Here is a 22394-nt window from a genome sequence, read left to right as displayed (position 1 = left end):
CGCCGGATGGTGTTGAGCTTGGTGATGAGGGGGGCGATGGTGCGGCCCTCGCGTTCGGCGGTGGCCCAGTCGCGGGGTTTGAGCTGGTATTTCTCGCTGTCGAGGTATTCCTCGCCGCCCTCGCGCAGGGGGGTGTTCTCGCAGAGTTCGTAGCCGCTGTAGATGCCCCAGGTGGGGGAGAGGGTGGCGGCCAGGACGGCGCGGACCTCGAAGGCGGGGCGGGCGCCGTGCTGGAGGTAGGCGTGCAGGATGTCGGGGGTGTTGGCGAAGAAGTTGGGCCGCATGTAGGAGGCGGCCTGCCCCGTCAGTTCGGTGAGGTACTCCGTCAGTTCCTGTTTGGTGGTGCGCCAGGTGAAGTAGGTGTAGGACTGCTGGAAGCCGATCTGGGCCAGGGTGTGCATCATCGCGGGGCGGGTGAAGGCCTCCGCCAGGAAGATCACGTCGGGGTCGGCGGTGTTGATCTCGCCGATGACCCGTTCCCAGAAGACGACCGGTTTGGTGTGGGGGTTGTCGACGCGGAAGATGCGTACTCCGTGGTCCATCCAGAACCGCAGGACGCGGACCGTCTCGGCGACCAGTCCCTCCAGGTCGGCGTCGAAGGCGATGGGGTAGATGTCCTGGTACTTCTTGGGCGGGTTCTCGGCGTGGGCGATGGTGCCGTCGGGGCGGTGGTGGAACCACTCGGGGTGTTTGTGGACCCAGGGGTGGTCGGGGGAGCACTGGAGGGCGAAGTCGAGGGCGGTCTCCAGGCCGAGCTGCCGGGCCCGGGTGACGAAGTGGTCGAAGTCGTCGATCGTGCCGAGGGCGGGGTGGACGGCGTCGTGGCCGCCTTCGGGGGAGCCGATGGCCCAGGGGACGCCGACGTCGTCGGGGGTGGCGGAGAGGGTGTTGTTGCGGCCCTTGCGGTGGGTGGTGCCGATGGGGTGGACGGGGGGCAGGTAGACGACGTCGAAGCCCATCGCGGCGATCGCGGGGAGGCGGCGGGCGGCGGTGCGGAAGGTGCCGTGGGGCTGTTCGGGGGTGCCCTCGGAGCGGGGGAAGAACTCGTACCAGGCGCCGTACAGGGCGCGTTCGCGTTCCACGAGCAGGGGCAGCGGGTCGGAGGTGGTGACCAGCTCCCGCAGCGGATACCGGGCCAGCACCGCGTCCACCTGCGGCGTCAACGCCGCCGCCAGCCGGGTGGCCACGGGCAGCGTGTCGTCGTGCAGGGCCGCGGCGGCGGCCAGCACCGCGTCGCGCCCGGCGCCCCTCGGAACCCCCGCGGCGGCCCGCCGGTACAGCTCGGCGCCCTCCTCCAGGACGAGGCCGGTGTCGATGCCGGCCGGCACCTTGATGCGCGCGTGGTGCTTCCAGGTGGTGACCGGATCGCTCCAGGCCTCCACCCGGTAGGTCCAGTGGCCCGGGGCGTCCGGGGTGACCTCGGCCCCCCAGCGGTCGCTGCCCGGGGCCAGCTCGCGCATCGGGGTCCAGGGACCGGGCCGGCCCTCGGGGTCCTTCAGGACGACGTTGGCGGCCACCGCGTCGTGTCCCTCGCGGAACACGGAGGCGGTGACCTCGAACGTCTCTCCCGCCACCGCCTTCGCCGGGCGCCTGCCGTACTCCACCACCGGGTGGACGTCCCGAACCGGGATACGCCCGATTCCCACGGTCGTGCTCATCCGTTCTCACCTCCGCCGTGCTCGGGGCCGGGCGCCTGCCCGGCCGGTTGGGTCAAGCCGCGCCGGAGGGGGTCTTCCGCTCCGACGGGGAGAGGCGGTCCGCCACCGAAGGGCTTCGGCGGACCGCCCGGGCGGCCCGCGGCCGCTCGTTCTGTTCCTGCAGGTAGGTGACGAGGCTGGTGCGCAGATACCGCTCGGCGGCGTCCGCGGCCTCACGTGCGCAGCGCTTCCCCATCAGCACGCAGAGGGTGTATCCGGAGTCCTCGAAAGTGGCCCGGACCCGCACGTCCGCGGGGGACGCGAGCATCGAGCGTTCCCAGGCGCGGTAACGCCGCAGCTGCCGGGCGACTTCTGTCTTCGCAGGAAGCAGCATGGCCGGTCACCTTCCGGACGGTCCGGTACGGACGAGCGATTTCTTCACACATGGTGCACGCACGGTGACTCGCCGTCTTGTTGGATCTTCAACTTCTCTCTCCTGTTGCACGAATGGACCACCGATCCCACTCTGGAGTGACTCAGAAGCGATCAGCGCTCACGCTTCGTGTTCGGGGAGCTCGTCCCCCAAGGGGCGAGGAGGAGCGGGAGCTTTCGCGGTGAGGAGCCACGACGATGAAGACCGCAGTGCCCTGCTACTACCACCTCGACGTGGAAGTGAGCCCGGAACGGGTCGGACAGGTCAGGCGCATCCTGGCCGCTCACCTCCGGTTCTGGAACCTGGAGAACCTCGTCGAACCCGTCTGCTCAGGCACCGAGATGCTGCTGCGGGCGATCGACGAGCACGCGAGCGACAAGAACACGTCGATCGAGATGTGGTGGAACCACCAGCACCTCATCACGGCCGTAGGGGGCAATGACCACGCGCTCCGTCCCGACCAGGACCTGCGCACCTGCCTGCAGCACCTCGCCGCGACCAGCGACGGCTGGGGCTGCTGCGCCGCCGACACCGGCGCCAAGGTCATCTGGTTCTCGCAGCGGGCCCGGGCCGGCGAACGGGTCCCGCTGGTCGCGACGGCGCCGGAACCGATCACCCAGGAGGGGCTGGAAGTGCCGCGAGAGATCATGCCGGTGGCCAGACTGGCCCGGCCGGCCGAACGGGCCAGCACGACGAACGGCGTTCTGGAGGAGGCCCGGTGACCCGCGCCAGGCCGAACTGGAAGGGGGCGCCCGTGTGGAGCGGGCACCCCTACCCCCTGGGAGCCTCGTACGACGGACAGGGCACCAACTTCGCGCTGTTCAGCGAGGTCGCCGAACGCGTCGACCTGGTCCTCGTCGACGACGACGGCCACCACAGCACCGTCACCATGCCCGAGGTCGACGGCTTCGTCTGGCACTGCTACCTGCCCGGCGTCGGCCCCGGCCAGCGCTACGGCTACCGGGTCCACGGTCCGTGGGCCCCGTCCGTGGGCCACCGCTGCAACCCGGCGAAGCTGCTCCTCGACCCCTACACCCGGGCCGTGGACGGGATGGTGGACAACGACGCGTCCCTCTTCGAGCGGGCCAGGGGCCGGGCCGACCCGGGCGACAGCGCCGGGCACACCATGCTCGGCGTGGTCACCGACCCCTTCTTCGACTGGGGCGACGACCGCCCGCCGCGCCGCGCGTACTCGGAGAGCGTGATCTACGAGGCCCACGTCCGCGGGCTCAGCCGCACCCACCCCGACGTCCCCGAGGAGCTGCGCGGCACCTACGCCGGGCTGGCGCACCCGGCGGTCGTCGGCCACCTGACGTCCCTGGGCGTGACCGCCGTGGAGCTGATGCCGGTGCACCAGTTCGTGCACGACGGCGTACTCCAGGACCGGGGCCTGTCCAACTACTGGGGCTACAACACCATCGGCTTCTTCGCGCCGCACAACGGCTACGCCGCCCTCGGCACCCGCGGGCAGCAGGTCACCGAGTTCAAGTCGATGGTCAAGACGCTGCACGAGGCCGGCCTGGAAGTCATCCTCGACGTGGTCTACAACCACACCGCCGAGGGCAACGAAAGGGGCCCCACCCTCTCCTTCCGCGGCATCGACAACGCCTCCTACTACCGCCTGGTGGACGGCGACTGGCAGCACTACTACGACACCACGGGCACCGGCAACAGCCTGCTGATGCGGCACCCGTACGTACTCCAGCTGATCATGGACTCGCTGCGGTACTGGGTCACCGAGATGCACGTCGACGGCTTCCGCTTCGACCTCGCGGCCACCCTGGCCCGGCAGTTCCACGAGGTGGACCGGCTGTCGGCGTTCTTCGACCTCATCCAGCAGGACCCGGTGATCAGCCGGGTGAAGCTGATCGCCGAGCCGTGGGACGTCGGCGAGGGCGGCTACCAGGTGGGCAACTTCCCGCAGCTGTGGTCGGAGTGGAACGGCATGTACCGGGACGCGGTGCGGGACTTCTGGCGCGGCGAGGAGCACACGCTCGGCGAGTTCGCCTCCCGGCTGACCGGCTCCTCCGACCTGTACCAGCACAGCCGCCGCCGTCCCCGGGCCAGCGTCAACTTCGTCACCGCGCACGACGGGTTCACCCTGCGCGACCTCGTCTCGTACAACGACAAGCACAACGAGGCCAACGGCGAGGACAACCGGGACGGCGAGAGTCACAACCGGTCCTGGAACTGCGGCGCCGAGGGCGGGACGAAGGACCCGGCCGTGCGGGAGCTGCGCGGCCGCCAGCAGCGCAACTTCCTGGCCACGCTCCTGCTCTCGCAGGGCATCCCGATGCTCTGCCACGGCGACGAACTGGGCCGCACCCAGCGCGGCAACAACAACGCCTACTGCCAGGACAACGAGATCTCCTGGATCGACTGGCGGCTCGACGGTGAGCAGCGCGCCCTGCTGGACTTCGTCCGCCGCCTCATCGCGCTGCGTGCCGACCACCCCGTGCTGCGCCGGCGCCGCTACTTCCGCGGCGAGACGGTCACCCACGCGGACCAGCCGCTGCCCGACCTGGTGTGGCTGCTGCCGGACGCGCGGGAGATGACCGACGACGACTGGCAGCGCTCCGACGCGCACGCCGTCGGCGTCTTCCTGAACGGCGACGCCATCGCCGAACCGGACCCGTGCGGCCGGCCCGTCAGGGACGACTCCTTCCTGCTGCTGCTCAACAGCCACTGGGAGCCGACCGACTTCCGGCTGCCCGACGTCACCCACGGTGAGCGCTGGGCGACCCTGATCGACACCGCCGATCCCGAGGGCACGCCCGACGAGGCGGAGCACAAGGCGGGCACCGTGGTGACCGTCGAGCAGCGCAGCCTGGTGCTGCTCTCCCGGCCGTCCCGCACCGGCCGGTGAGCAGCCCGTGAGGTCAGCTGTCGAGACCGCGGGTGGTCACGGTGAACCGCGCGCCGTCGACGTCGCGGAGCACGGCTTCGTCGGTGCCGAGACGCAGCACGCTGCCGCCGTGCAGCTCCGCGGCGCGGGCGCAGGCCGCGACGTCCCCGACCGCGAAGTGGACCTGCCAGTGCGGCCGGATGGCCGGGTCGGGCGCCGCTCCCAGGGCGCCCGACTCGATGCGCGCCACCACGTCGCCCTGATTGCGCAGGACCACCTCGTCGCCCTCGTACTGGACCTCGCAGCAGCCCTCGCGTCCCGCCCAGTCGAAGACCTCGCCGTAGAAGATGGCGGCGTCGAAGGCGTCGCGGGTGTGCAGCCGGATGAAGGCCGGGCGCGAGGCGCGCCAGGTCTCCCAGTCCGAGAACAGCTCGCCCTCCCAGATCCCGAAGGTCGCGCCGTCCCGGTCGGCCAGCAGGGCCGCCCGTCCGGGCGGCAGGGAGATGGGCCCGACCGCTGTCGTGCCGCCGCGCTCCTGCGCCCGCGACACGGCGTCGTCCGCGCTGCGCACGGCGAAGTACGGCGTCCACGCCACCGCCGTCTGCCACATCGCGGCCACCGCGGCGATGCCGGCGACCGGCGCCCCGTCGGCCAGTGCGATACGGAACGGCTCGCCCAGCCGGGCCGGCCGCCACTGCCAGCCCAGCACGGCGGAGTAGAACTCCTCGGTGGCCTTCAGATCACGGCTGGTCAGGCTCACCCAGCAGGGGGCCCCGTACACGGAGTGCGCGGACAGCAGGCTCTCCCCGCCGGTGGAAAGGGGCATGTCGTGGTTCATGGCAGTCGCGTCCTGATCTCGTCCACCGGCAGTCACCGGCTCCACACCAGTGTCCGGCCGGGAGTGCGGCGGGCGCCTGCCGAGTACCCCGGCCGTGGCGCCGAAACGGTGCCGGACGCGCCCCGGGCGGCCCGGTGGCGGGGCGGGCCGCCGGTGACCACGATGGGGGCGTCGGAGCCGTACCGCGCGGCGCGGGCGGCGATGCCCCGCAGGATCCGGAGGTGACCATGCCCACGGAATCGGGCTCGGACCAGGTCGTCCAGCTGCAGGAGCAGGTCCGGCAGCTGAAGGAGGCGGTCGTCTCGCACGCCGTCGTCGACCAGGCGATCGGGATGATCGTCGTCCTCGGCCGGATGGCACCGGATCAGGGATGGATCGTCTTGAAGGAGGTCTCCCAGCATACGAACATCAAACTGCGCAATGTGGCGGAAATGATCCTCATCTGGGGGCGCACCGGAGTGATGCCGTCACGGATCCGGACCGCCCTGGAGGAGTCCGTGGACCGGCACGGCCCGGCGCAGATCCCCGGCGCCCCGCCCCGGGGCTGAGCCGCGCCCTCAGCGGGCCTCCGCGAGGATCTCGTCGCGGATCCGGTCGAAACAGCCGCTGAGCAGGCGGGAGACGTGCATCTGCGAGATGCCCAGCTGCTGCGCGATACGGCTCTGCGTCATCCCCGCGAAGAACCTCAGGTACAGGATGGTGCGCTCGCGCTCGGGCAGCGCCTCCAGGCAGGGCCGGACGGCCACCCGGTCCACGACCGCGTCGAACGCGGGGTCCGGGCCGCCGAGCGCGTCCCCGAGGGCGTATCCGTCGGTGCCGGGCATCTCCGCCTCCAGCGAGAGGGCGGAGAAGCACTCCAGGGCCTCCATGCCGGTGCGCACCTCGACCGTGGTCAGATGCGCGTGGTCGGCGATCTCCTCGACCGTGGGCGCGCGCCCCGGTGTGGTCTGCGCCAGTTCCTTCGCGGATTTGCGGACCCGGTTGCGCAGGTCCTGGATGCGGCGCGGCACGTGCAGGGTCCACATGTGGTCGCGGAAGTGCCGTTTGACCTCGCCCGTCACGGTGGGCACGGCGTACGCCTCGAAGGCGTGGCCGCGCTCCGGGTCGTAGTGGTCGACCGCCTTGACCAGGCCGAGGGCCGCCACCTGGTAGAGGTCCTCCAGGTTCTCGCCGCGGCCCCGGAAACGGACCGCGATCCGCTCGGCCATCGGCAGCCAGGCCCGGATCAGCTCGTCCCGCAGCGCCTTGCGCTCCGGGCCCTCGGGCAGCCCGGCGAGCCGCTCGAACGCCGCGGCCGTGTCGGGGGCGTCGTCGTGGGGGTGTGGCTTGGTTCGGCCGGCGATACGCGTCATGCGCACCTCCCTCAGCAGGGGCGCTGGCACATCCTCATATATATGGATACTGAGCGCGAACGTCCCGGCCTGCCACCCGAACGGTGGCGGACCGGTGACGGGACCGCCGGCGCCGCCGGACGTGATGTGCGGCACGCTCCCGGTGGTCGTCCGGCGCGGGCGCCCGCGGATCGTTCCAGCGCACCGCTTGATCGCCGGGCGGAAGGGGCGAAGTCCCTGGCCACAGCGCATTCCCTCATTTGACAGTGCACTGAGCGCACAGATAGGAAGCAGCGTCGAGAGGTCGAGAGGGGCACCGTGTACGAGCCGAACGTGGTCGGGGACTGGCAGGAGTACGACGAGCACGAGGGCCTGCGGGTCCGCGTGCACCGTCTTGAGCCGGCCGAACCGCCGCGTGGGCGGGACGACGCCGCCGAGGGGCTGACGTACTTCCGGGTCCGGGTGACCGTGGAGAACCGGGGACCGCGGCACCTCGGCGTCCACCTGGAGGACGGCCAGGTCGACGTGCGGACCGGCCCCGACGGGGAGAGCGCCTTCCTCGACTGGCGCAACTGCCAGTTCATCGAGGGCTTCGACGTCTACCCGCTGCGCCGGGCCACCGCCGTGCTCTACGCGGCGGGCCCGGAGGCGAGCCTTTCCCAGGTGGACGTCCAGGTCCAGGTCCGGGTGGACGAGGAGTGGGCCGACCGCCGGGTGTGGACCGGCGGCCTCGGGCTGCCCGACGGGGGCGCCGAGCCCCCGGCCGGCTCCGCGCGGGACGACGGGCTGGTGTGCCAGGTGAGCGCCTTCCTGCGGGAACAGGCGGAGGAGGGCACCGTCTGATCCCCGGCAGACGGCACCTCAGTGCGGGATGCCGTCGATGATCTCCCGGGCGCCCTGACGCAGCAGGGCCACGGCGACCGAGGTGCCGAGGGTCGCCGGGTCGAGCCGGCCGGCCCATTCGTGGGCGTTCAGCCGGGTCTTGCCGTCCGGGGTGAAGACGCAGGCCCGCAGCGAGAGTTCGCCGCCGCGGTCCACGCGGGCGTACCCGGCGATCGGGCTGTTGCAGTGTCCCTGCAGGACGTGCAGGAACATGCGCTCCGCCGCCGCCTCCCGATGGGTCCCGGGATGGCCGAGACCGCTCACCGCGCCGATGAGGGCGGTGTCGCCCTCACGGCACTGCAGGGCGAGGATGCCCGCGCCGATCGGCGGCATCATCGTCTCCGGCGAGAGGACCTCGCTGATCACGTCGCGGCGGCCGATGCGCTCCAGGCCGGCCACCGCGAGCAGCAGGGCGTCCGCCTCGCCGGCGGCCAGCTTGGCGAGGCGGCGGTTGGCGTTGCCCCGGAACGGCACGCACCGCAGGTGCGGGTGGGTCGAGGCCAGCTGGGCGACGCGGCGCACCGAGGACGTGCCCACGCGGGTGCCGGCCGGAAGCTCGTCCAGCGTGAGCCCGTCCGGATGGATCAGGGCGTCCCGGACGTCGTCCCGCTCCAGAAACGCGGCGAAGACCGTGCCCGCCGGAAGCGGCCGGTCGGCGGGCACGTCCTTGACGCAGTGCACCGCGAGGTCGGCCTCACCCGACAGCAGCGCGGCGTCGACCTCCTTGGTGAACGCGCCCTTGCCCTCCACCTGCGACAGGTCGCCGAGCCACTTGTCGCCGGTGGTCTTCACCGGCACGACCTCGGTGCGCACGCCGGGGTGGAGGGCCGCCAGCCCGGCCCGGACGCGCTCGACCTGCGCCAGGGCCATGGGGGAGTCGCGGGAGACGATGCGGATCAGTTCGGGGACGGACATGCGGACACGATAGTGCTCCTCGGGGCGCGCGGGCCGCGTGGTTCGCCCGACTGGCCCGTCGCCGCCTCAGGCGTACGGGTCGAAGGGGATGCCGGAGGGTTTGGCGGCGGCCAGATGGGAGGCGAAACTGCCGTCCTTGAGGCCGAAGTGGGCGCTGCCGAAGTCGTGGGCGCTCAACTTCTCGCGCACGCCGGCCGGATAGCCGTTCCAGCCGACCAGTGTCGGGTACTGCCAGCTTCCCCGGTGGTTCTCCGGCGGCTCGTCGCCCGAGGTCGCCGGCCGGAAGCAGTGGGTGCCGATGCCGTCCTTGTGGTAGACGATCTTCGCGTGGGTGCCGTCGAAGCGGATCGCCGACCTCGCGTGCACGCTGAACGAGCCGTGGTTGGAGGTCGAGACGTACTCGACGCTGCCGTCCCGCACCCACACCACGACGTGCTCCCAGTCGTGCCGGTGGCCGCCGAGACCGCTGCCGGGCAGCGCCTGGTCCTTCTCGAAGTAGAGGCCGTACAGGTAGGCGCACCAGCCGCCGTCGCACTTGGCGCGTGCGTAGCCGTTGGTGTTGTCCAGGTCGGAGGCGTCGCGGCAGTCGCCGTTCAGGGCGCCGCTCGGCTTGAGTCCGCCGTTGACCGTCCCGTCGGCGGCGATGGCCGGGGTGGGGTAGCAGCCGTCGGTGTCGTAGTCGTAGGCGGGCTGGTACGCCCGCTCCAGGCTGTCGGCGTTGCCGGGCAGCCCCGGGGGCGGGGCGGCGAAGGCGGTGGCGGGGAAGGCGACGACGAGGGCCAGGGCACCGAGCGGTGCGGCGAGCCATCTCTTGCGGCGGGCGTGGGGTGTACGCGTGGACACCGCGTCCTCCTCTTGGTCCGAGCGCAGCCCAACGGCTGTGGGGGGATGGGGAGTTCAGCGTCCCGTCTTTCCACTCGCGTGCCAAGGGGTCACGGGCGTCCCGGCGGTGAAGGCGAACCCAACACTTGACCCCGCGTCACACCAGGTCGTCCGGGAGGTCGGCGGCCGACTCCTCGGGCGCGAGATCCGGGCGGAGCCTCAGCCACGACGGCTGGCGCAGCATGCCCTGGCGGGTGCGGGTGCTGTAGCGGACCTCCCCGACCAGCAGGGGGACCGCCCAGCGGGCTCCCCGCACCGGCGGAACGGGATCGAAGGGGCACACGTCCGTCGCGGCGGCCCGCAGCAGCGCCGCCAGTTCCGTGCGCTCGGCCGCGCTCCAGCCGGTGCCGACCCCGCCGACGTAGCGCAACCGGCCCGCGGCGCGCTGGCCGACCAGGACGGCGCCGGGCAGGCCCGTGAGCCGCCCCCTGCCGGGCAGCCACCCGCCCACCACGACATCCTCGCTGCGCATGTTGCGGATCTTGATCCAGGCGCGGGAACGGACGCCGGGCTCGTACGGCGAGTCCAGCCGCTTGCACACCAGGCCCTCCAGCCCGTGTTCGCGGGTGGCCCGCAGGGCCTGTTCGCCGTGGCCGACGAGGGCTCCCGGCGTCGACCAGGACGGGCCGTCGAGGCCGAGGTCCGTCAGCCGGGCGCGGCGGCCGGTGTAGGGCAGGCGCAGGAGGGAGTGGCGTCCGAGGTGCAGGGCGTCGAAGAGCACCAGGTGGACGGGGACCGTCGCCGCCCGGTGCGCCGCCCGGCCCGGGGCGTGCGCCAGGCCCATCCGGGACTGCAGCAACTGGAAGTCGGCGCGGCCCCGTTCGTCCAGGGCCAGGATCTCCCCGTCCAGTACGGCGGGAGTACTGCCGAGGACGGTGCCGAGCGGTGCCAGTTCGGGGTAGGCGGCCGTGATGTCCTGGCCGGAGCGGGCGCGCAGCAGCACGCCGCCGTCGCCGGGCAGGTGGACCATGACGCGCTGGCCGTCCTGCTTGGTCTCGTACGCCCAGCGCGCGTCCTGCGCGGCGGACGGCAGGACGCCGGGCGTGGCGAGCATGGGAGCGATCAGCGGCAGCTGCACGGGTGAGTCCTCGACGCGCCCGCGCGCCCTCACGCCCGTTGTCCACGAGGTTCGCCTGAACGGCGCCGGTCCCCGGACCCGGGCCGGCGCCGTCGGCGCAGCCCGCAGCCACCGCGTCCGAACGGGTGCCCCCGGCCCCTACCGTCGAGTAATATCGCGCGGCAGGCCCCCGGAGGAGGAACCGTGTCCCGGTCCGAACGCTCACCCCTGCTGCTCGCCGGCCTGCTGGCCACCGCGGGCGTCGCCCACTTCGCCCGCCCGCGCACCTTCGACGCGATCGTGCCGCGCGGCCTGCCGGGCGCGCCCCGGGCGTGGACGTACGCCAGCGGCGCCGCCGAACTGGCGCTCGCCGCGGGCATCGCACTGCCACGCACCCGCAGGGCGGCCGCACTGGCCGCGGGTGCCTTCTTCGTCGGGGTGTTCCCCGCCAACGTCAAGATGGCCGTGGACTGGCGGCACCGTCCCGCGCCGCAGAGGGCCGCCGCCTACGGCCGGCTGCCGGTGCAGGTGCCGCTCGTGCTGTGGGCCCGCGGCGTCGCCCGGGGCAGCGAGGGCCGGTCGTGAGCCGGGCCCCGGCCGTCGGCGACACGGTCGAGGACTTCGCGCTGCCGGACGAGACCGGCACCCCGCGCCGTCTGACCGGACTGCTCGCCGACGGCCCGGTCGTCCTGTTCTTCTACCCCGCGGCCCTGACGCCCGGCTGCACCGCGGAGGCCTGCCACTTCCGCGACCTCGCCGCCGAGTTCGCCGCGGTGGGCGCCCGGCCCGTCGGCATCAGCGGGGACGCCGTCGAGCGGCAGCGGGAGTTCGCCGGACGCCACACGCTGGGCATGCCGCTGCTGTCCGACGCCGACGGCGCGGTGCGCGAGCTGTTCGGGGTCGGACGCGGGTTCGCCCTGGCTCCCACCAAACGGGTCACCTTCGTCATCGGAGAGGACCGCACCCTGCTCGAGGTGGTCCGCAGCGAGCTGAGAATGAGCACCCACGCCGACCGCGCCCTCGCGGCACTGCGCGCCCATCGCGCATAGGGCTCCGGTCCCGCGCGGTTGAAACCCTGCCGCAACGGGGCAATCCTGGACGCTATGGAGCATGTCTCCGCTGCGGCGACCTTGGACGTGCAGGGCACGGTGACGGGGTGGAGCGAGGGCGCCCGGCGGCTGACCGGCTATCCGGCCGAGGAGGCCGTCGGCCGGTCCGCGCGGGACCTGCTCGCCCGGGACCCGACGCCCGGGGCGCTGTCCGCCCTGTCCGGCGAGGCCCTCCTGCGGCACCGGGACGGCTCCACCGTGACGCTGTCCCTGCGCGGGCGGCCGTTGCTGGGGGCGGACGGCACACCGGCCGGCTACACGGTGACCGTCGAACCGCCGGACGGGCCGTCGGCGCGCCTGACCGGGGAGACGTTCCAGCAGGCGTCCCTGGCGATGTCCGTCCACGACACCCGGCAGCGCTACCTGCGGATCAACGACACGGCACGCCGGATGCTCGGGCTGCCCGGGGAGAACCTGATCGGACGCCGGCCGTCGGACGCCATGGAGCGCATCGACGCCGACGGCCCGGGCTTCATGCACCACCTGCGGCAGGTCGTCGACACCGGCCGGCCAGCACACTACGAGACCTTCACACCCGCCTCCTCCCGGCTCGGCGAGCACGCCTGGACCATCGAGATGTGGCCGGTCCGCGACGTGTCCGACGAGGTGGTCGCCGTGGCCGTGGCGGGTTTCGAGAGCACCCTCCAGCACCGGGCACGGCAGCGGCTGGCCCTGCTGAACGAGGCCGCCGCCGGCATCGGCACCACTTTGGACGTCGTACGCACCGCGGAGGAGCTGATCGACCTCCTCGTGCCCCGCTTCGCGGACTTCACCAGCGTCGACCTGCTCGAATGGGTCCTCGGCTCGGAGGAACCGTTCACGGTCCCGGCCGAGGACATCGAGCTGCGCCGCGTGGCCCACAGCGCCACGACCGAGGGCTTCCCCCGGGCGTCCGTGCACCTGGGCGAGAGCGACGTCCACCCCCCGTACTCGGCGCCCGCGCGGGCGCTCAGGGAGGGGCGCGCGGTGCTCACCGGCCCGGGCGACCCGGACTTCGACCGGTGGATGCGGGTCCGCAACGAGCAGGCACCGCACAACCGCGCCTACCGCGACAGCGTCCGCTCGACCCTGGCCGTGCCCCTGCGGGCCCGCGGCACCACCCTCGGCGTCGCGGTGGCCGTGCGCGCGGGGGACCAGCCCCCGTACGTCGAGGACGACGTGGTCCTCGCCGAGGAACTCGCCAGCCGGGCCGCCGTCTGCGTCGACAACGCCAGCCGCTTCGCCCGCGAGCGTTCCACCGCCCTGGCCCTCCAGCGCAGTCTGCTGCCCAGGGACCTGCCCGGACAGGCGGCGGTCCAGGTGGCCCACCGGTACCTGCCCTCCGTGTCGGCGGCCGGCATCGGCGGCGACTGGTTCGACGTGATCCCGCTGTCCGGCAGCCGGGTCGCCCTGGTCGTCGGCGACGTCGTCGGCCACGGGATTCCGTCCACGGCGACCATGGGCCGCCTCTGCACAGCGGTCCGCACCCTCGCGGACGTCGACCTGCCTCCCGACGAACTCCTCACCCACCTCGACGACCTCGTCACCCACCTCGCGGCCGGCGAGGCCGGCCAGGAGGCCGCCGAACTGGGCGCCACCTGCCTGTACGCCGTGTACGACCCCGTCACCCGCCGCCTCACCCTGGCCGCCGCGGGCCACCCCGCGCCGGCCCTCGTCCTCCCCGACGGCACCACGCGGCTGGTCCGCATGAGTGCGGGGCCGCCACTCGGGGTCGGCGGGCTGCCGTTCGAGGCGACGGAACTGGAACTGCCCGAGGGCTCCGTCGTCGCCCTGTACACCGACGGCCTCGTGGAGGACCGCGACCGCGACATCGACCACGCCACCGCGGAGCTGTGCCGTGCGCTGACCGCGCCCGCGAACTCGCTCGACGCGCTGTGCGACATCGTCCTCAAGGCCGTGATGCCGGAGGAGCCCGGTGACGACGTGGCGCTGCTGCTGGCCCGTACCCGGGCCCTGGGCGCGGACCAGACCCGCACCTGGGACGTCCTCCCGGACCCCGCGCACGTGGCCGCCGTCCGGCGTTCCGTCAACGGGCAGTTGGCCCGGTGGGGCCTGGACGAGGCGGCGTACGTGACCGAACTGGTCGTCAGCGAGCTGGTGACGAACGCCATCCGGTACGGCGAGCCGCCCATTCAGCTGCGGCTCATCCGCGACAGCGCCCTGATCTGCGAGGTGTCCGACGGCAGCTCCACCTCACCGCACCTGCGCCGCGCCCACGCCTACGACGAGGGCGGCCGGGGCCTGCTCCTGGTCGCCCAGCTCACCCAGCGCTGGGGCTGCCGGCAGACCGGCGGCGGCAAGACCATCTGGGCCGAACAGGCCCTGCCCGAGGAGTGATCCGCCCCGCCCGGGCCCCTTCGGCGTCCCTGGGCCCACGGCCCTCGGCGGCGACGCGGGCCGCGCGGCCGGTCCGCACGCGAGGAACTCCCCGAAGGCCACCGGCCGCCCCCGCAGGTGGCACCGGCCAGGACTTCGGTACTCGGCTTCAGTACTCCTCGTGCACCTCCGGGTCACCGCCGATCCGCCGGTGCGCGCGGTCCGCGACCGCCCGCATCTGGCCGGCGTCCAGTTCGAAGCCGAACACGTCGAGGTTCGCGCGCTGCCGCCCGGGGTCGGAGGACTTCGGGATGGGCACCGCGCCGAGCTGGGTGTGCCAGCGCAGGACCGCCTGGGCGGGCGTCACGCCGTGCGCCCCGGCGACCTCGGCGAGGGCCGGGTCGTCCAGCAGGTCGCTGCCGCGGCCCAGCGGGCTCCAGCTCTCCGTGCGGATGCCCTTGCGCTCGTGGAAGGCGCGCAGCTCGTCCTGCGGGAGGAGGGGGTGCAGTTCGACCTGGTTGACGCTGGGCAGGACGCCGGTCTCCCGTTCCAGCCGCTCGATGTGCGCGGCCGTGAAGTTGGAGACCCCGACCGAGCGCACCAGGCCGTCCTCGCGCAGTTTGAGCATGGCCTTCCAGGAGTCGGCGTACTTGTCCACGCGCGGCAGCGGCCAGTGGATCAGGTACAGGTCGACGTAGTCCAGGCCCAGCCGGGCCCGGGACTCCTCGAAGGAGGCGAGCGTCTCCTCGTAACCGTGGTGGCGGCCGGGCAGCTTGGTCGTCACCACGATCTCGTCGCGGGGGACCCCGCTGTCGGCCAAGCCGCGGCCGACGCCGGTCTCGTTGCGGTAGTTCGCGGCCGTGTCGATCAGGCGGTACCCCGTCTCCAGGGCCTCGCGGACCGCCCGCCGTGCCTCGTCGTCCGTCATCGGCCAGGTGCCCAGCCCCAGGGCGGGGAGCGCGGTGCCGTCGTTGAGCGGGTGTGTCGGAATGCTGATCACCGTAGGACCTTCCCTCGACCGTCTGCGGCAGGCGCCGCCCGTCCAGCGTCGCCCACCGGACGTCCCGTGATCAACCGGACGGCGCGGGAGGGCGGCGTGACGTCTCTGCCACGATCGGTGCCGGTGCCGGAACGAACGACGACCGGACGACCGACCGGACGACCGAGAAACGGAGCGCACATGACGAGGGACAGGACAACGGCGGAACCCACGGCGGCCGAGGCCACGGCCGCCGAGGCCGCGGGGATCGAGGTGAGACCGGCCGCCGGACACATCGGCGCCGAGATCCACGGCGTCGACCTGGCCGGCGGACTCGACGCGGCGCAGGTCGCGGCGGTCCGCGCGGCGGTGCTGCGCTGGAAGGTGGTGTTCTTCCGCGACCAGCGCCTCGACCACGCCGGACACGTCGCGTTCGCGCGCCTGTTCGGCGATCCGATCGTGCTGCCCCGGCGCGGCAAGGCGTCACCGGCCGGCCACCCGGAGATCGAGACGACCGCGGACCGGCTGGAACTGGGCGGGCGGTTCGGCATAAAGCACGACGAGTGGCTGCGCCGTCGGCGCCACACGCTGCTGCGCGGCTGGCACTGCGACCACGGAGCGCGCGTCGACCCGCCGGCCGCCACGATCCTGCGCGCCGAGACGGTCCCGCCGTACGGCGGTGACACCACCTGGTCGAACCTCGCCGCCGCCTACGCCGGGCTGACCGCCCCGATGCGCGCCTTCGTCGACGGGCTGCGCGCCGAACACCGCCTCGGTGTGGGCTACCAGCCCCGGCCGGGCGACGACGCCTACGTCCGGCACCTGCTGGACCACCAGACCGCGACCGTGCACCCGCTGGTCCGCGTCCACCCGGAGACGGGGGAGCGGCTGCTGTTCGTCAACGGCTACTACGTCGAGCAGATCGCCGGGCTCTCCCGTCCGGAGAGCACGGCGATCCTGGAGCTGCTGCTGGAGCAGGCGACCAGGCCCGAGTACACGGTCCGCTTCCGCTGGGAGCCGGGCAGCGTCGCCTTCTGGGACAACCGGGCCACCATCCACCTCGCCCCGAGCGACAACGCCCACCTGGACCACCCGCGGACCATGCACCGGGTGATGCTCGCCGGCGACGTGCCGGCCGGGGTCGACGGCACCCGCTCGGCGGCGGTCGTCGGCAGCGCACCGGGAAGGTGGTGAACCGTACGCCCCCTCAGACCAGCGGGATCGTCACCTCGTCCTCGACCGGCGGGTCCAGCTCCTGCTCCCGGTTGCCGGTGGCGGCGTAACAGCGCAGCCGGACCGCTTCCGGGGTGACGTCCAGACGCAGGAAGCACTTGAAGAAGGGCGGGCTGTACGTCGCCGAGCCGGGCGAGAACAGCTGCGTGTGGATCCTGCGCACCGGCAGCCGGAACCGCTTCTCGCGATCGGGCCGCCGTCCGGTGCCCAGCAGTCCGGCGACCAGCCGGGTCCGCCGGGTGACCGGAACGGCGGTGCGCGGGGCGCGCGCCGGGCGGATGCCGAGGCGCTCGGTGACCACGGCCGTCGCCTCGGCCTCCGTGAGGGTGAACAGGCGCCGCAGCCGCAGCCGACGGCCGTAGAGCCGGCTGTAGAACGCGAGGGAGTCGCCCCGCAGCGGATAGCAGCGGAAGTCCCGCTCGGTGACGCCGGCCACCGAGACGCGGGGGATGGTGTGGGTGGCGTGCGTGAACGCCCCGCCGCCGCCCGCGACGACGTACTGGACGGTGCGGCCGCCCACGTCGACCGGGTAGCGCTGGTAGTTGTGGATGTCGCCGCCTATCGCCGCGACGTAGTGGTGCGCGGGGTCGCGCACGATGTCGTCGACCGTCCCGCCGCCCTCGACGGGACACGGGTGGTGCTTGCCGTCCACGTACAGGGGCGAACCGGTGACGAGGATCTTCGGGCCGGGCGCCCGGGACACCTCGCGCAGCCACGCACCCTGTTCGGCGTCCACCGTGCCCAGCAGCCCCGTGTCGATGCCGACGATCCGGACCGGGCCGGCGTCGACCGCCCAGTACGGCCCGGGCTGGACGGCCTGCTGGGCCGGCGCGGAACGCATCCGGCGCGCCTCGTCCAGCCGCCGGCCGTCGTCCGGGCGCGGCCGGTGCCAGAGCAGGGACCGCAGCCAGGCCGGGGTGAGGGGGCGCGGCGCGGGCTCCGGCGGCAGGGGCGGGGCGTCACCGCAGAAGACGCGCATGAAGCCGCCGAGATCCTCGTACCAGTCGTGGTTCCCCGGTATCGCGTAGATCGGCGCCGGATAGTCGCGGTACGGGCGGAAGAACTTGGTGCCGTAGTCGTCGGCACTGCCCACCGGGTAGATCACATCGCTGGCGACGACGGCGAACCGCGTGTCCCGACCGGCCTCCAGCAGACCCGGGACGACGGCGTACTGGGGGTCACCGCCCTCCCCCGGGTCCCCGATCACGAGGAAGGAGAACCGGTCCGGGTCCGCACGCCGGATCACCTTGTCGGCCGGTGCTCCGGCCGCCGCCCGCTGCGCCGTCCAGCGGGCACGGGTACGGCCCGTCGGGTCCCCGAACCAGGAGGCCAGCACGCCGTTGCGGGCGGCCCACAGCGTTCTGGGACTCAGCCAGGACAGCTTCTCGGTGCGCTGCGGCATGAGCTCTCGGTAGGAGCCGTGCTCGGTGGAGCCCCAGCCGGCGCCTTCGGGGGTATCACGTGAGGAGTTGGACACCGGGGCACGGTAACAACGACCCCGGCGGCGGCCCATGGGGGAAGCCGCCTCCAACTCCCGCGCCGGTACCGCCGTTTCGGACAGGACGGGGCAGAACGTCCGCGTCAGCGGGCCGGGCGGCGCCGCCCGGTGCCGCCCGGCGGTACGCCGAGGCGTCGGCCCGCGTGTCACCGGGACGGTGCCGCGCCCCTCGCCGTGCCGGGCGGCCCCCTACTCGAACCTGGTCGTGTCGCCCGCCCCGCGCCGCACGATCTCCGCCTCTCCGCCGGAGAAGTCGACGACCGTGGTCGGCTCCGTGCCGCAGTCCCCGGAGTCGATCACCGCGTCCAGCACGTGGTCGAGCCGGTCCTTGATCTCCCAGCCCTGCGTCATCGGCTCCTCCTCGCCGGGCAGCAGCAGGGTGCTGGACAGCAGGGGCTCGCCCAGCTCGGCCAGCAGGGACTGGGTGACGACGTGGTCGGGGATGCGTACGCCCACGGTCTTCTTCTTCGGATGCTGGAGCATGCGCGGCACCTCCCGCGTCGCCGGGAGGATGAAGGTGTAGCTGCCGGGGGTCGAGGCCTTGATGGCACGGAAGACGTCGTTGTCGATCTGCACGAACCGGCCGAGCTGCGCGAAGTCCTGGCACACCAGGGTGAAGTGGTGCCGGCTGTCCAGTTGCCGGATCGACCGGATGCGGTCGGTGCCGTCGCGGCTGCCCAGTCGGCAGCCCAGGGCGTAACAGGAGTCCGTCGGGTACGCGATCAGCGCATCGGAGCGGACGCTGTCGGCGACCTGGGCGATGCTGCGGGGCTGGGGGTTCTCGGGGTGCACGTCGAAGTACTTCGCCATTCACCGAGCTTATGCCCGCCGGCTCGTGCGCAACGACAGGCCCGGACGGCGACGCGGACCCGGTCCGGTCCCGCACGGCCGCTCCCCGCGCGGGCGCCGTGCCCGCTCGGCCATGCGGTAACGTCCCCGGTCTGGGCCGGGAACGACCCGAGGGCGAGGAGAAGGCCGGTGGCGGGCCGAGAGGACGGGACACGGCAGCGGGCTGCCGCGGCCGGCGGGCACGACGAGTGGGCGGCGGAGTTGCTCGACCACCTGCGGCCGGCCGGACGCGACGTGCGCAGGGTCGTGACCTGGCTCGCCTCGGCCGCGCACGCGGCCGTGTCGCTGCAGGACGACACCGGCCGCCTGCTGGCCGGTACCCGCACTCCGCTGGACGGGGGTCTGGTCGCCGACATCACGTCGGGCCGGATAGCCTCCGCCGCCCTGGAGGACCGGGGCCGCCATCTGCGGCTGGTCCGGGTCGAACGGGTCCACCCGGCACCGGCCGCCGTCCTCGCGGTCACGCGCGACACGCCTTTCGACCGGCGGGCCGCCGACATCGTCACGCACACCGCCCAGGTGGTGGAGCTGCTGCTGGCGGGCCACGCGTCGGCCGCGGCCGGACACCGGCTGCGGCGGGCGTCCTCCGACCTGCGCCTGGCCATCCTGCAACTGCTGATGGTGGAGGACACCGTCTCCGCCCGCCGCGTGGCCGCCGGGCTCTGGCCGGGTCTCCTCGACACCGACACGGCGTGCGTGTACGTCGTGGAGAGCAGCCCCGAGGAGCGCGACCGCCTCGCCGAGGAGTGCCTGACGGCGACGGGGGAGCGGGCGCTGGTCGTACGGTGCCCGGCCATGGACGGCCACGTGATCGTCCTCTCGCCCCGCGAAGCGGCCGGCCGGCAGCTGCGCTCGCTCGTCGGCCGTCTGCCCGGCGTCTTCCTCGGCGGCAGCGCCCGGCAGAGCCTCGCCCGCACCGCCACCGCGTACGGGCAGGCCGTGAGCGCCCTCGCCGTCGCCCGGTTCCGGCCGGAGAAGGCGGCGGTGTACGCCGAGCGGACCCACCCCGAGCGGCTGATGGATCCGGCGGCGCTGCACGGCTGGACGGCCCACGTGCTGCGCCCGCTCGACGCCCTGCCGCACCACACGCGCGCCGAACTGCTCGCCACCACCCGGCTCGGTCTGGAGTTCACCGCCGTCAACTCGGCGAAGATCCTCGGGGTCAGCCGCAACACCGTCCGTGCCCGCATGGACCGGGTCGAGGCACTGCTGCGTACCGACTTCACCGGCCTGACCGCCCGCGCCACCGTCCACCTCGCCCTGAACGCCCAGGCCGGTCTCGACCAGCACCACCCCGACGGCCACCCGGACCGGCCCGCCCCCGCCCGTCTCACCGACCTGCTGGCCGGACCCGCGCTGCGCGACTGGGCCGGCGGCCTGCTCGGCCGCCTGGAGCCGGACGCCCGGAACCTGCGCCGCACACTGCGTTCCTGGATCGCCGCCGGCGGGAACGCCGAGCGGGCCGCGCAGGCGCTGGGCATGCACCCCCAGACGGTGCGCGAGCACGTGCGCAGCGCCGAGCCCGTACTCGAACGCCAGCTGCTCGCCGCCGGCAGCGACCTGTACGAGGTGGTGCTGGCCCACCTGGCGGCGGGGGACCTCGACGAGCCCCCTCTGCACGGGACGAAACCGGGTCATCCGGACTCACCTGTGCACGGGTGAGTCCCGCCGGCCCGGCAGCGGGCATCGACACGATTCACAACGGCCGGGTCGTCCACGTAGGTTCGACGAGCCGCGGGGGCACGACCGGAACGGGGGTCCGGTCGCGTCCCCACGGCCCTCCACCGCCCGGGTACGGCGCGGTCAGCCGCCCGGCCGCACCGGGATCTCCCGCCAGCCGCAGGCGATGAACGACGGCACCTGCCGCAGCTCCCGCGGGTCGACGGCCAGCCGCAGCTCGGGGAACCTCTGGAACAGGGCGGGCAGCGCCGTCAGGGCCTCGGCGCGGGCCAGCGGCGCGCCGACGCACCGGTGCACCCCGATGCCGAACGCGAGGTGGTCGTCGGCCCCGCGCGCCGTGTCGAAGGCGTCCGCGTCCGGCCCGTAGCGCGCGGGATCGAGCCCGGCGGCCGCGTACGTCGTGATGATGGCGTCCCCGGCCGGGACGACGACGCCGCCGACGGCGATGTCGGTGACGGCGAACCGCAGCGGCAGCGACGCGATCGACGGGTGCACCCGCAGCGTCTCGTCGACGACCGCGTCCCATCCGGTCCGGCCGGAGAGTACGGCCGCCAGCTGCCCGGGATGCGTCAGCAGGGCGACGACCGCGTTCCCGATGAGGTTCACGGTGGTCTCGAAGCCCGCCCCGATGACCAGCAGCAGCGTGTCCAGCAGCTCCTCGTCGGAGAGCCGGTCGCCGTCCTCGTCGCGGACCCGGATCAGCTCGGTGGTCAGGTCGTCGCCGGGATGCTCGCGCTTGTGGGCGATCAGCGCCGGCAGCACCGTGCCGATCTGCCGCTGTACGGACGCGGCGTGCTCCGGACTCGTGTCGGAGGTGTCCATGCTGGCCGCGATGAGCCGCCCGGTGTCCTCCCACATGTCCTGCGGCACACCGAACAGCTCGCAGATCATCCGCATCGGCAGCGGATGCGCGAACCGCTCCCGCAGATCGACGACGTCACCGCCGGACGCGTCGAGGGCGTCGAGCAGCTCCGCGGTGATCGCCGCCACCCTCGGCCGCATCGCCTCGGTGCGCCGGTGGGTGAAACTCGGTGCCACCAGCCTGCGCAGCCGGGTGTGGTCGGGGCCGTAGGCGGACAGCATGTTGACCACGCCGACCCAGCCGACCATCCACTCCCACGAGGGGCGCTCGCCGATCTCGGGCCACAGCCGCCAGTGCAGCCGCGCATCCTTGCTCACCCGCGGGTCGAGGATCAGCTCCCTGAGCGTGTCGTAGCCGGTGGGCGCCCACGCCGGTATACCGCCCGGCAGCTCCACGGGGACCATCGGTCCGAGGGCGCGCAGCCGGGCGCTCTCCCCGGCGATGTCGGCGCCGAGCGGGTCGAGGGCGATGCGGTCGGTCACGGCGGACCTCCTCCGTACTGCGGAACGGTCCAGGGGACTGTACTTCGCCGCGACCGCATGAACCGGGCGGAGCCGAGGAGTTGGCGCGATCGCCACCCCTCCCGGCGAGGGCCGGGCCGCGTGGACGCGGACGCCCTCGACGGCGTACTCCCGTGAGCCCGCGAACATCCCGGCCGCCCCCGGCTCCGCGAGCGCCCGTGTGCTCCCCGGCGCCCCGGGTACCCGGCCGGCACCACGGAACCGGCACCTCGAGGAGGAGGCCCGCATGACCAGCGGTACGGAGACCGGCGGTGCGACCGGCACGCAGGACAAGGACTACAACCTGATCTGGTACGTCGAGTCCTGCCTGAGCAACGCGCTGCGCCTGGAGACGTACATCCAGGACGCGGAGCGGAACAAGGACACCGAGGTCGCGGAGCTGTTCCGCAAGGCACAGGCGGACAGCCGCAAGGGCGCCGAACTGGGCAAGAAACTGCTGCGCGCCCGGCTGGACGGCGGCTGACCCCGCCCGGCCCGGGGGGGGAGGGGGAACCACAGAAGGGGGGAGGGGGAAGAAAAGAAAGGAA

At 73.3% G+C, this 22394-nt stretch carries 21 protein-coding genes; 10 read left to right on the top strand and 11 right to left on the bottom strand.

Going from position 1 to position 22394, the window contains the following annotated elements; translation table 11 throughout:
• Window positions 1–1658 (bottom strand): alpha-1,4-glucan--maltose-1-phosphate maltosyltransferase (locus tag ACVV2G_RS18115; protein WP_453843751.1); only part of this gene is annotated, 1658 nt, incomplete at its 3' end.
• A 52-nt stretch (window positions 1659–1710) separates the two neighbouring features.
• A complete protein-coding gene (locus tag ACVV2G_RS18110; protein WP_453843750.1) occupies window positions 1711–2031 on the bottom strand; it encodes a DUF5133 domain-containing protein in 321 nt (106 codons plus the stop codon).
• 236 nt (window positions 2032–2267) lie between these two features.
• On the opposite strand from ACVV2G_RS18110, the gene ACVV2G_RS18105 reads away from it, so the two are divergent.
• Window positions 2268–2792, top strand: coding sequence for a pep a2 (locus ACVV2G_RS18105; RefSeq protein ID WP_453843749.1), 525 nt, complete (start codon window positions 2268–2270; stop codon window positions 2790–2792).
• Complete coding sequence (gene glgX / locus ACVV2G_RS18100; RefSeq protein ID WP_453843748.1) at window positions 2789–4936, top strand: glycogen debranching protein GlgX; 2148 nt, start codon at window positions 2789–2791, stop codon at window positions 4934–4936. Before ACVV2G_RS18105 ends, glgX begins: the two co-directional genes overlap by 4 nt.
• A 13-nt stretch (window positions 4937–4949) precedes the next feature.
• Here the strand turns inward: glgX and ACVV2G_RS18095 are convergent, their stop codons facing one another.
• Window positions 4950–5753, bottom strand: a complete 804-nt coding sequence (locus ACVV2G_RS18095; RefSeq protein WP_453843747.1) for a VOC family protein — start codon at window positions 5751–5753, stop codon at window positions 4950–4952.
• A gap of 227 nt (window positions 5754–5980) precedes the next feature.
• On the opposite strand from ACVV2G_RS18095, the gene ACVV2G_RS18090 reads away from it, so the two are divergent.
• Entirely contained in the window at window positions 5981–6301 is a 321-nt protein-coding gene (locus ACVV2G_RS18090) for an ANTAR domain-containing protein (protein ID WP_453843746.1), read from the top strand.
• Between the two features lie 9 nt (window positions 6302–6310).
• On the opposite strand, the gene ACVV2G_RS18085 is transcribed toward ACVV2G_RS18090, so the two are convergent.
• Entirely contained in the window at window positions 6311–7105 is a 795-nt protein-coding gene (locus tag ACVV2G_RS18085; protein WP_453843745.1) for a SigB/SigF/SigG family RNA polymerase sigma factor, read from the bottom strand.
• A gap of 297 nt (window positions 7106–7402) precedes the next feature.
• On the opposite strand from ACVV2G_RS18085, the gene ACVV2G_RS18080 reads away from it, so the two are divergent.
• Window positions 7403–7927, top strand: a complete 525-nt coding sequence (locus ACVV2G_RS18080; RefSeq protein ID WP_453843744.1) for a hypothetical protein — start codon at window positions 7403–7405, stop codon at window positions 7925–7927.
• An 18-nt stretch (window positions 7928–7945) separates the two neighbouring features.
• Here ACVV2G_RS18080 and hemC read toward each other — a convergent pair whose 3' ends face one another.
• From hemC to ACVV2G_RS18065, 3 genes are all read right to left on the bottom strand, one after another.
• Entirely contained in the window at window positions 7946–8881 is a 936-nt protein-coding gene (gene hemC, locus ACVV2G_RS18075; protein WP_453843743.1) for a hydroxymethylbilane synthase, read from the bottom strand.
• 66 nt (window positions 8882–8947) lie between these two features.
• Entirely contained in the window at window positions 8948–9724 is a 777-nt protein-coding gene (locus tag ACVV2G_RS18070; protein WP_453843742.1) for an NPP1 family protein, read from the bottom strand.
• A 136-nt stretch (window positions 9725–9860) separates the two neighbouring features.
• Complete coding sequence (locus ACVV2G_RS18065; RefSeq protein ID WP_453843741.1) at window positions 9861–10841, bottom strand: ATP-dependent DNA ligase; 981 nt, start codon at window positions 10839–10841, stop codon at window positions 9861–9863.
• Window positions 10842–11024: 183 nt separating this feature from the next.
• On the opposite strand from ACVV2G_RS18065, the gene ACVV2G_RS18060 reads away from it, so the two are divergent.
• Genes ACVV2G_RS18060 through ACVV2G_RS18050 form a run of 3 tightly spaced genes read left to right on the top strand, consistent with a single transcriptional unit; the run spans window position 11025 to window position 14266 of the window.
• Window positions 11025–11405, top strand: a complete 381-nt coding sequence (locus tag ACVV2G_RS18060; protein WP_453843740.1) for a DoxX family protein — start codon at window positions 11025–11027, stop codon at window positions 11403–11405.
• The gene (locus tag ACVV2G_RS18055; RefSeq protein WP_453843739.1) at window positions 11402–11869 is read left to right on the top strand and encodes a peroxiredoxin; all 468 of its coding nucleotides are present in this window, start codon (window positions 11402–11404) and stop codon (window positions 11867–11869) included. Before ACVV2G_RS18060 ends, ACVV2G_RS18055 begins: the two co-directional genes overlap by 4 nt.
• Window positions 11870–11923: 54 nt before the next feature.
• The gene (locus tag ACVV2G_RS18050; protein ID WP_453843738.1) at window positions 11924–14266 is read left to right on the top strand and encodes a SpoIIE family protein phosphatase; all 2343 of its coding nucleotides are present in this window, start codon (window positions 11924–11926) and stop codon (window positions 14264–14266) included.
• 148 nt (window positions 14267–14414) lie between these two features.
• Here ACVV2G_RS18050 and ACVV2G_RS18045 read toward each other — a convergent pair whose 3' ends face one another.
• A complete protein-coding gene (locus tag ACVV2G_RS18045) occupies window positions 14415–15245 on the bottom strand; it encodes an aldo/keto reductase (RefSeq protein WP_453843737.1) in 831 nt (276 codons plus the stop codon).
• Between the two features lie 180 nt (window positions 15246–15425).
• Here ACVV2G_RS18045 and ACVV2G_RS18040 point away from each other — a divergent pair, with 180 nt between their 5' ends.
• Window positions 15426–16418, top strand: a complete 993-nt coding sequence (locus tag ACVV2G_RS18040) for a TauD/TfdA dioxygenase family protein (protein WP_453843736.1) — start codon at window positions 15426–15428, stop codon at window positions 16416–16418.
• Window positions 16419–16431: 13 nt separating this feature from the next.
• On the opposite strand, the gene ACVV2G_RS18035 is transcribed toward ACVV2G_RS18040, so the two are convergent.
• Both ACVV2G_RS18035 and ACVV2G_RS18030 read right to left on the bottom strand, forming a co-directional pair.
• Window positions 16432–17934 carry a metallophosphoesterase family protein gene (locus tag ACVV2G_RS18035; RefSeq protein ID WP_453843735.1) on the bottom strand — a complete coding sequence of 501 codons (1503 nt, stop codon included), beginning with the start codon at window positions 17932–17934 and terminating at the stop codon, window positions 16432–16434.
• 210 nt (window positions 17935–18144) lie between these two features.
• Window positions 18145–18765, bottom strand: a complete 621-nt coding sequence (locus ACVV2G_RS18030; protein WP_453843734.1) for an L-threonylcarbamoyladenylate synthase — start codon at window positions 18763–18765, stop codon at window positions 18145–18147.
• A 168-nt stretch (window positions 18766–18933) separates the two neighbouring features.
• On the opposite strand from ACVV2G_RS18030, the gene ACVV2G_RS18025 reads away from it, so the two are divergent.
• Complete coding sequence (locus ACVV2G_RS18025) at window positions 18934–20466, top strand: helix-turn-helix domain-containing protein (RefSeq protein ID WP_453843733.1); 1533 nt, start codon at window positions 18934–18936, stop codon at window positions 20464–20466.
• Between the two features lie 141 nt (window positions 20467–20607).
• Here ACVV2G_RS18025 and ACVV2G_RS18020 read toward each other — a convergent pair whose 3' ends face one another.
• The gene (locus ACVV2G_RS18020; RefSeq protein WP_453843732.1) at window positions 20608–21828 is read right to left on the bottom strand and encodes a cytochrome P450 family protein; all 1221 of its coding nucleotides are present in this window, start codon (window positions 21826–21828) and stop codon (window positions 20608–20610) included.
• A gap of 265 nt (window positions 21829–22093) precedes the next feature.
• On the opposite strand from ACVV2G_RS18020, the gene ACVV2G_RS18015 reads away from it, so the two are divergent.
• On the top strand, window positions 22094–22330 hold the full coding sequence (locus ACVV2G_RS18015) for a hypothetical protein (RefSeq protein ID WP_453843731.1): 237 nt from the start codon (window positions 22094–22096) through the stop codon (window positions 22328–22330).
• Window positions 22331–22394: the final 64 nt, after the last annotated feature.

The sequence above is a fragment of the Streptomyces sp. JK94 genome (genome assembly GCF_053613315.1).
Note: the sequence above shows the minus strand (reverse complement) of the source record. Positions and strands in the feature narration are given on the sequence as shown.

Excerpts from the sequence above, each read along its gene's own strand:
- ACVV2G_RS18110 (WP_453843750.1), bottom strand. The coding sequence starts at position 2,031 with ATGCTGCTTCCTGCGAAGACAGAAGTCGCCCGGCAGCTGCGGCGTTAC.
- ACVV2G_RS18105 (WP_453843749.1), top strand. The coding sequence starts at position 2,268 with ATGAAGACCGCAGTGCCCTGCTACTACCACCTCGACGTGGAAGTGAGC.
- ACVV2G_RS18095 (WP_453843747.1), bottom strand. The coding sequence starts at position 5,753 with ATGAACCACGACATGCCCCTTTCCACCGGCGGGGAGAGCCTGCTGTCC.
- ACVV2G_RS18090 (WP_453843746.1), top strand. The coding sequence starts at position 5,981 with ATGCCCACGGAATCGGGCTCGGACCAGGTCGTCCAGCTGCAGGAGCAG.
- ACVV2G_RS18085 (WP_453843745.1), bottom strand. The coding sequence starts at position 7,105 with ATGACGCGTATCGCCGGCCGAACCAAGCCACACCCCCACGACGACGCC.
- hemC (WP_453843743.1), bottom strand. The coding sequence starts at position 8,881 with ATGTCCGTCCCCGAACTGATCCGCATCGTCTCCCGCGACTCCCCCATG.
- ACVV2G_RS18050 (WP_453843738.1), top strand. The coding sequence starts at position 11,924 with ATGGAGCATGTCTCCGCTGCGGCGACCTTGGACGTGCAGGGCACGGTG.
- ACVV2G_RS18040 (WP_453843736.1), top strand. The coding sequence starts at position 15,426 with ATGACGAGGGACAGGACAACGGCGGAACCCACGGCGGCCGAGGCCACG.
- ACVV2G_RS18030 (WP_453843734.1), bottom strand. The coding sequence starts at position 18,765 with ATGGCGAAGTACTTCGACGTGCACCCCGAGAACCCCCAGCCCCGCAGC.
- ACVV2G_RS18015 (WP_453843731.1), top strand. The coding sequence starts at position 22,094 with ATGACCAGCGGTACGGAGACCGGCGGTGCGACCGGCACGCAGGACAAG.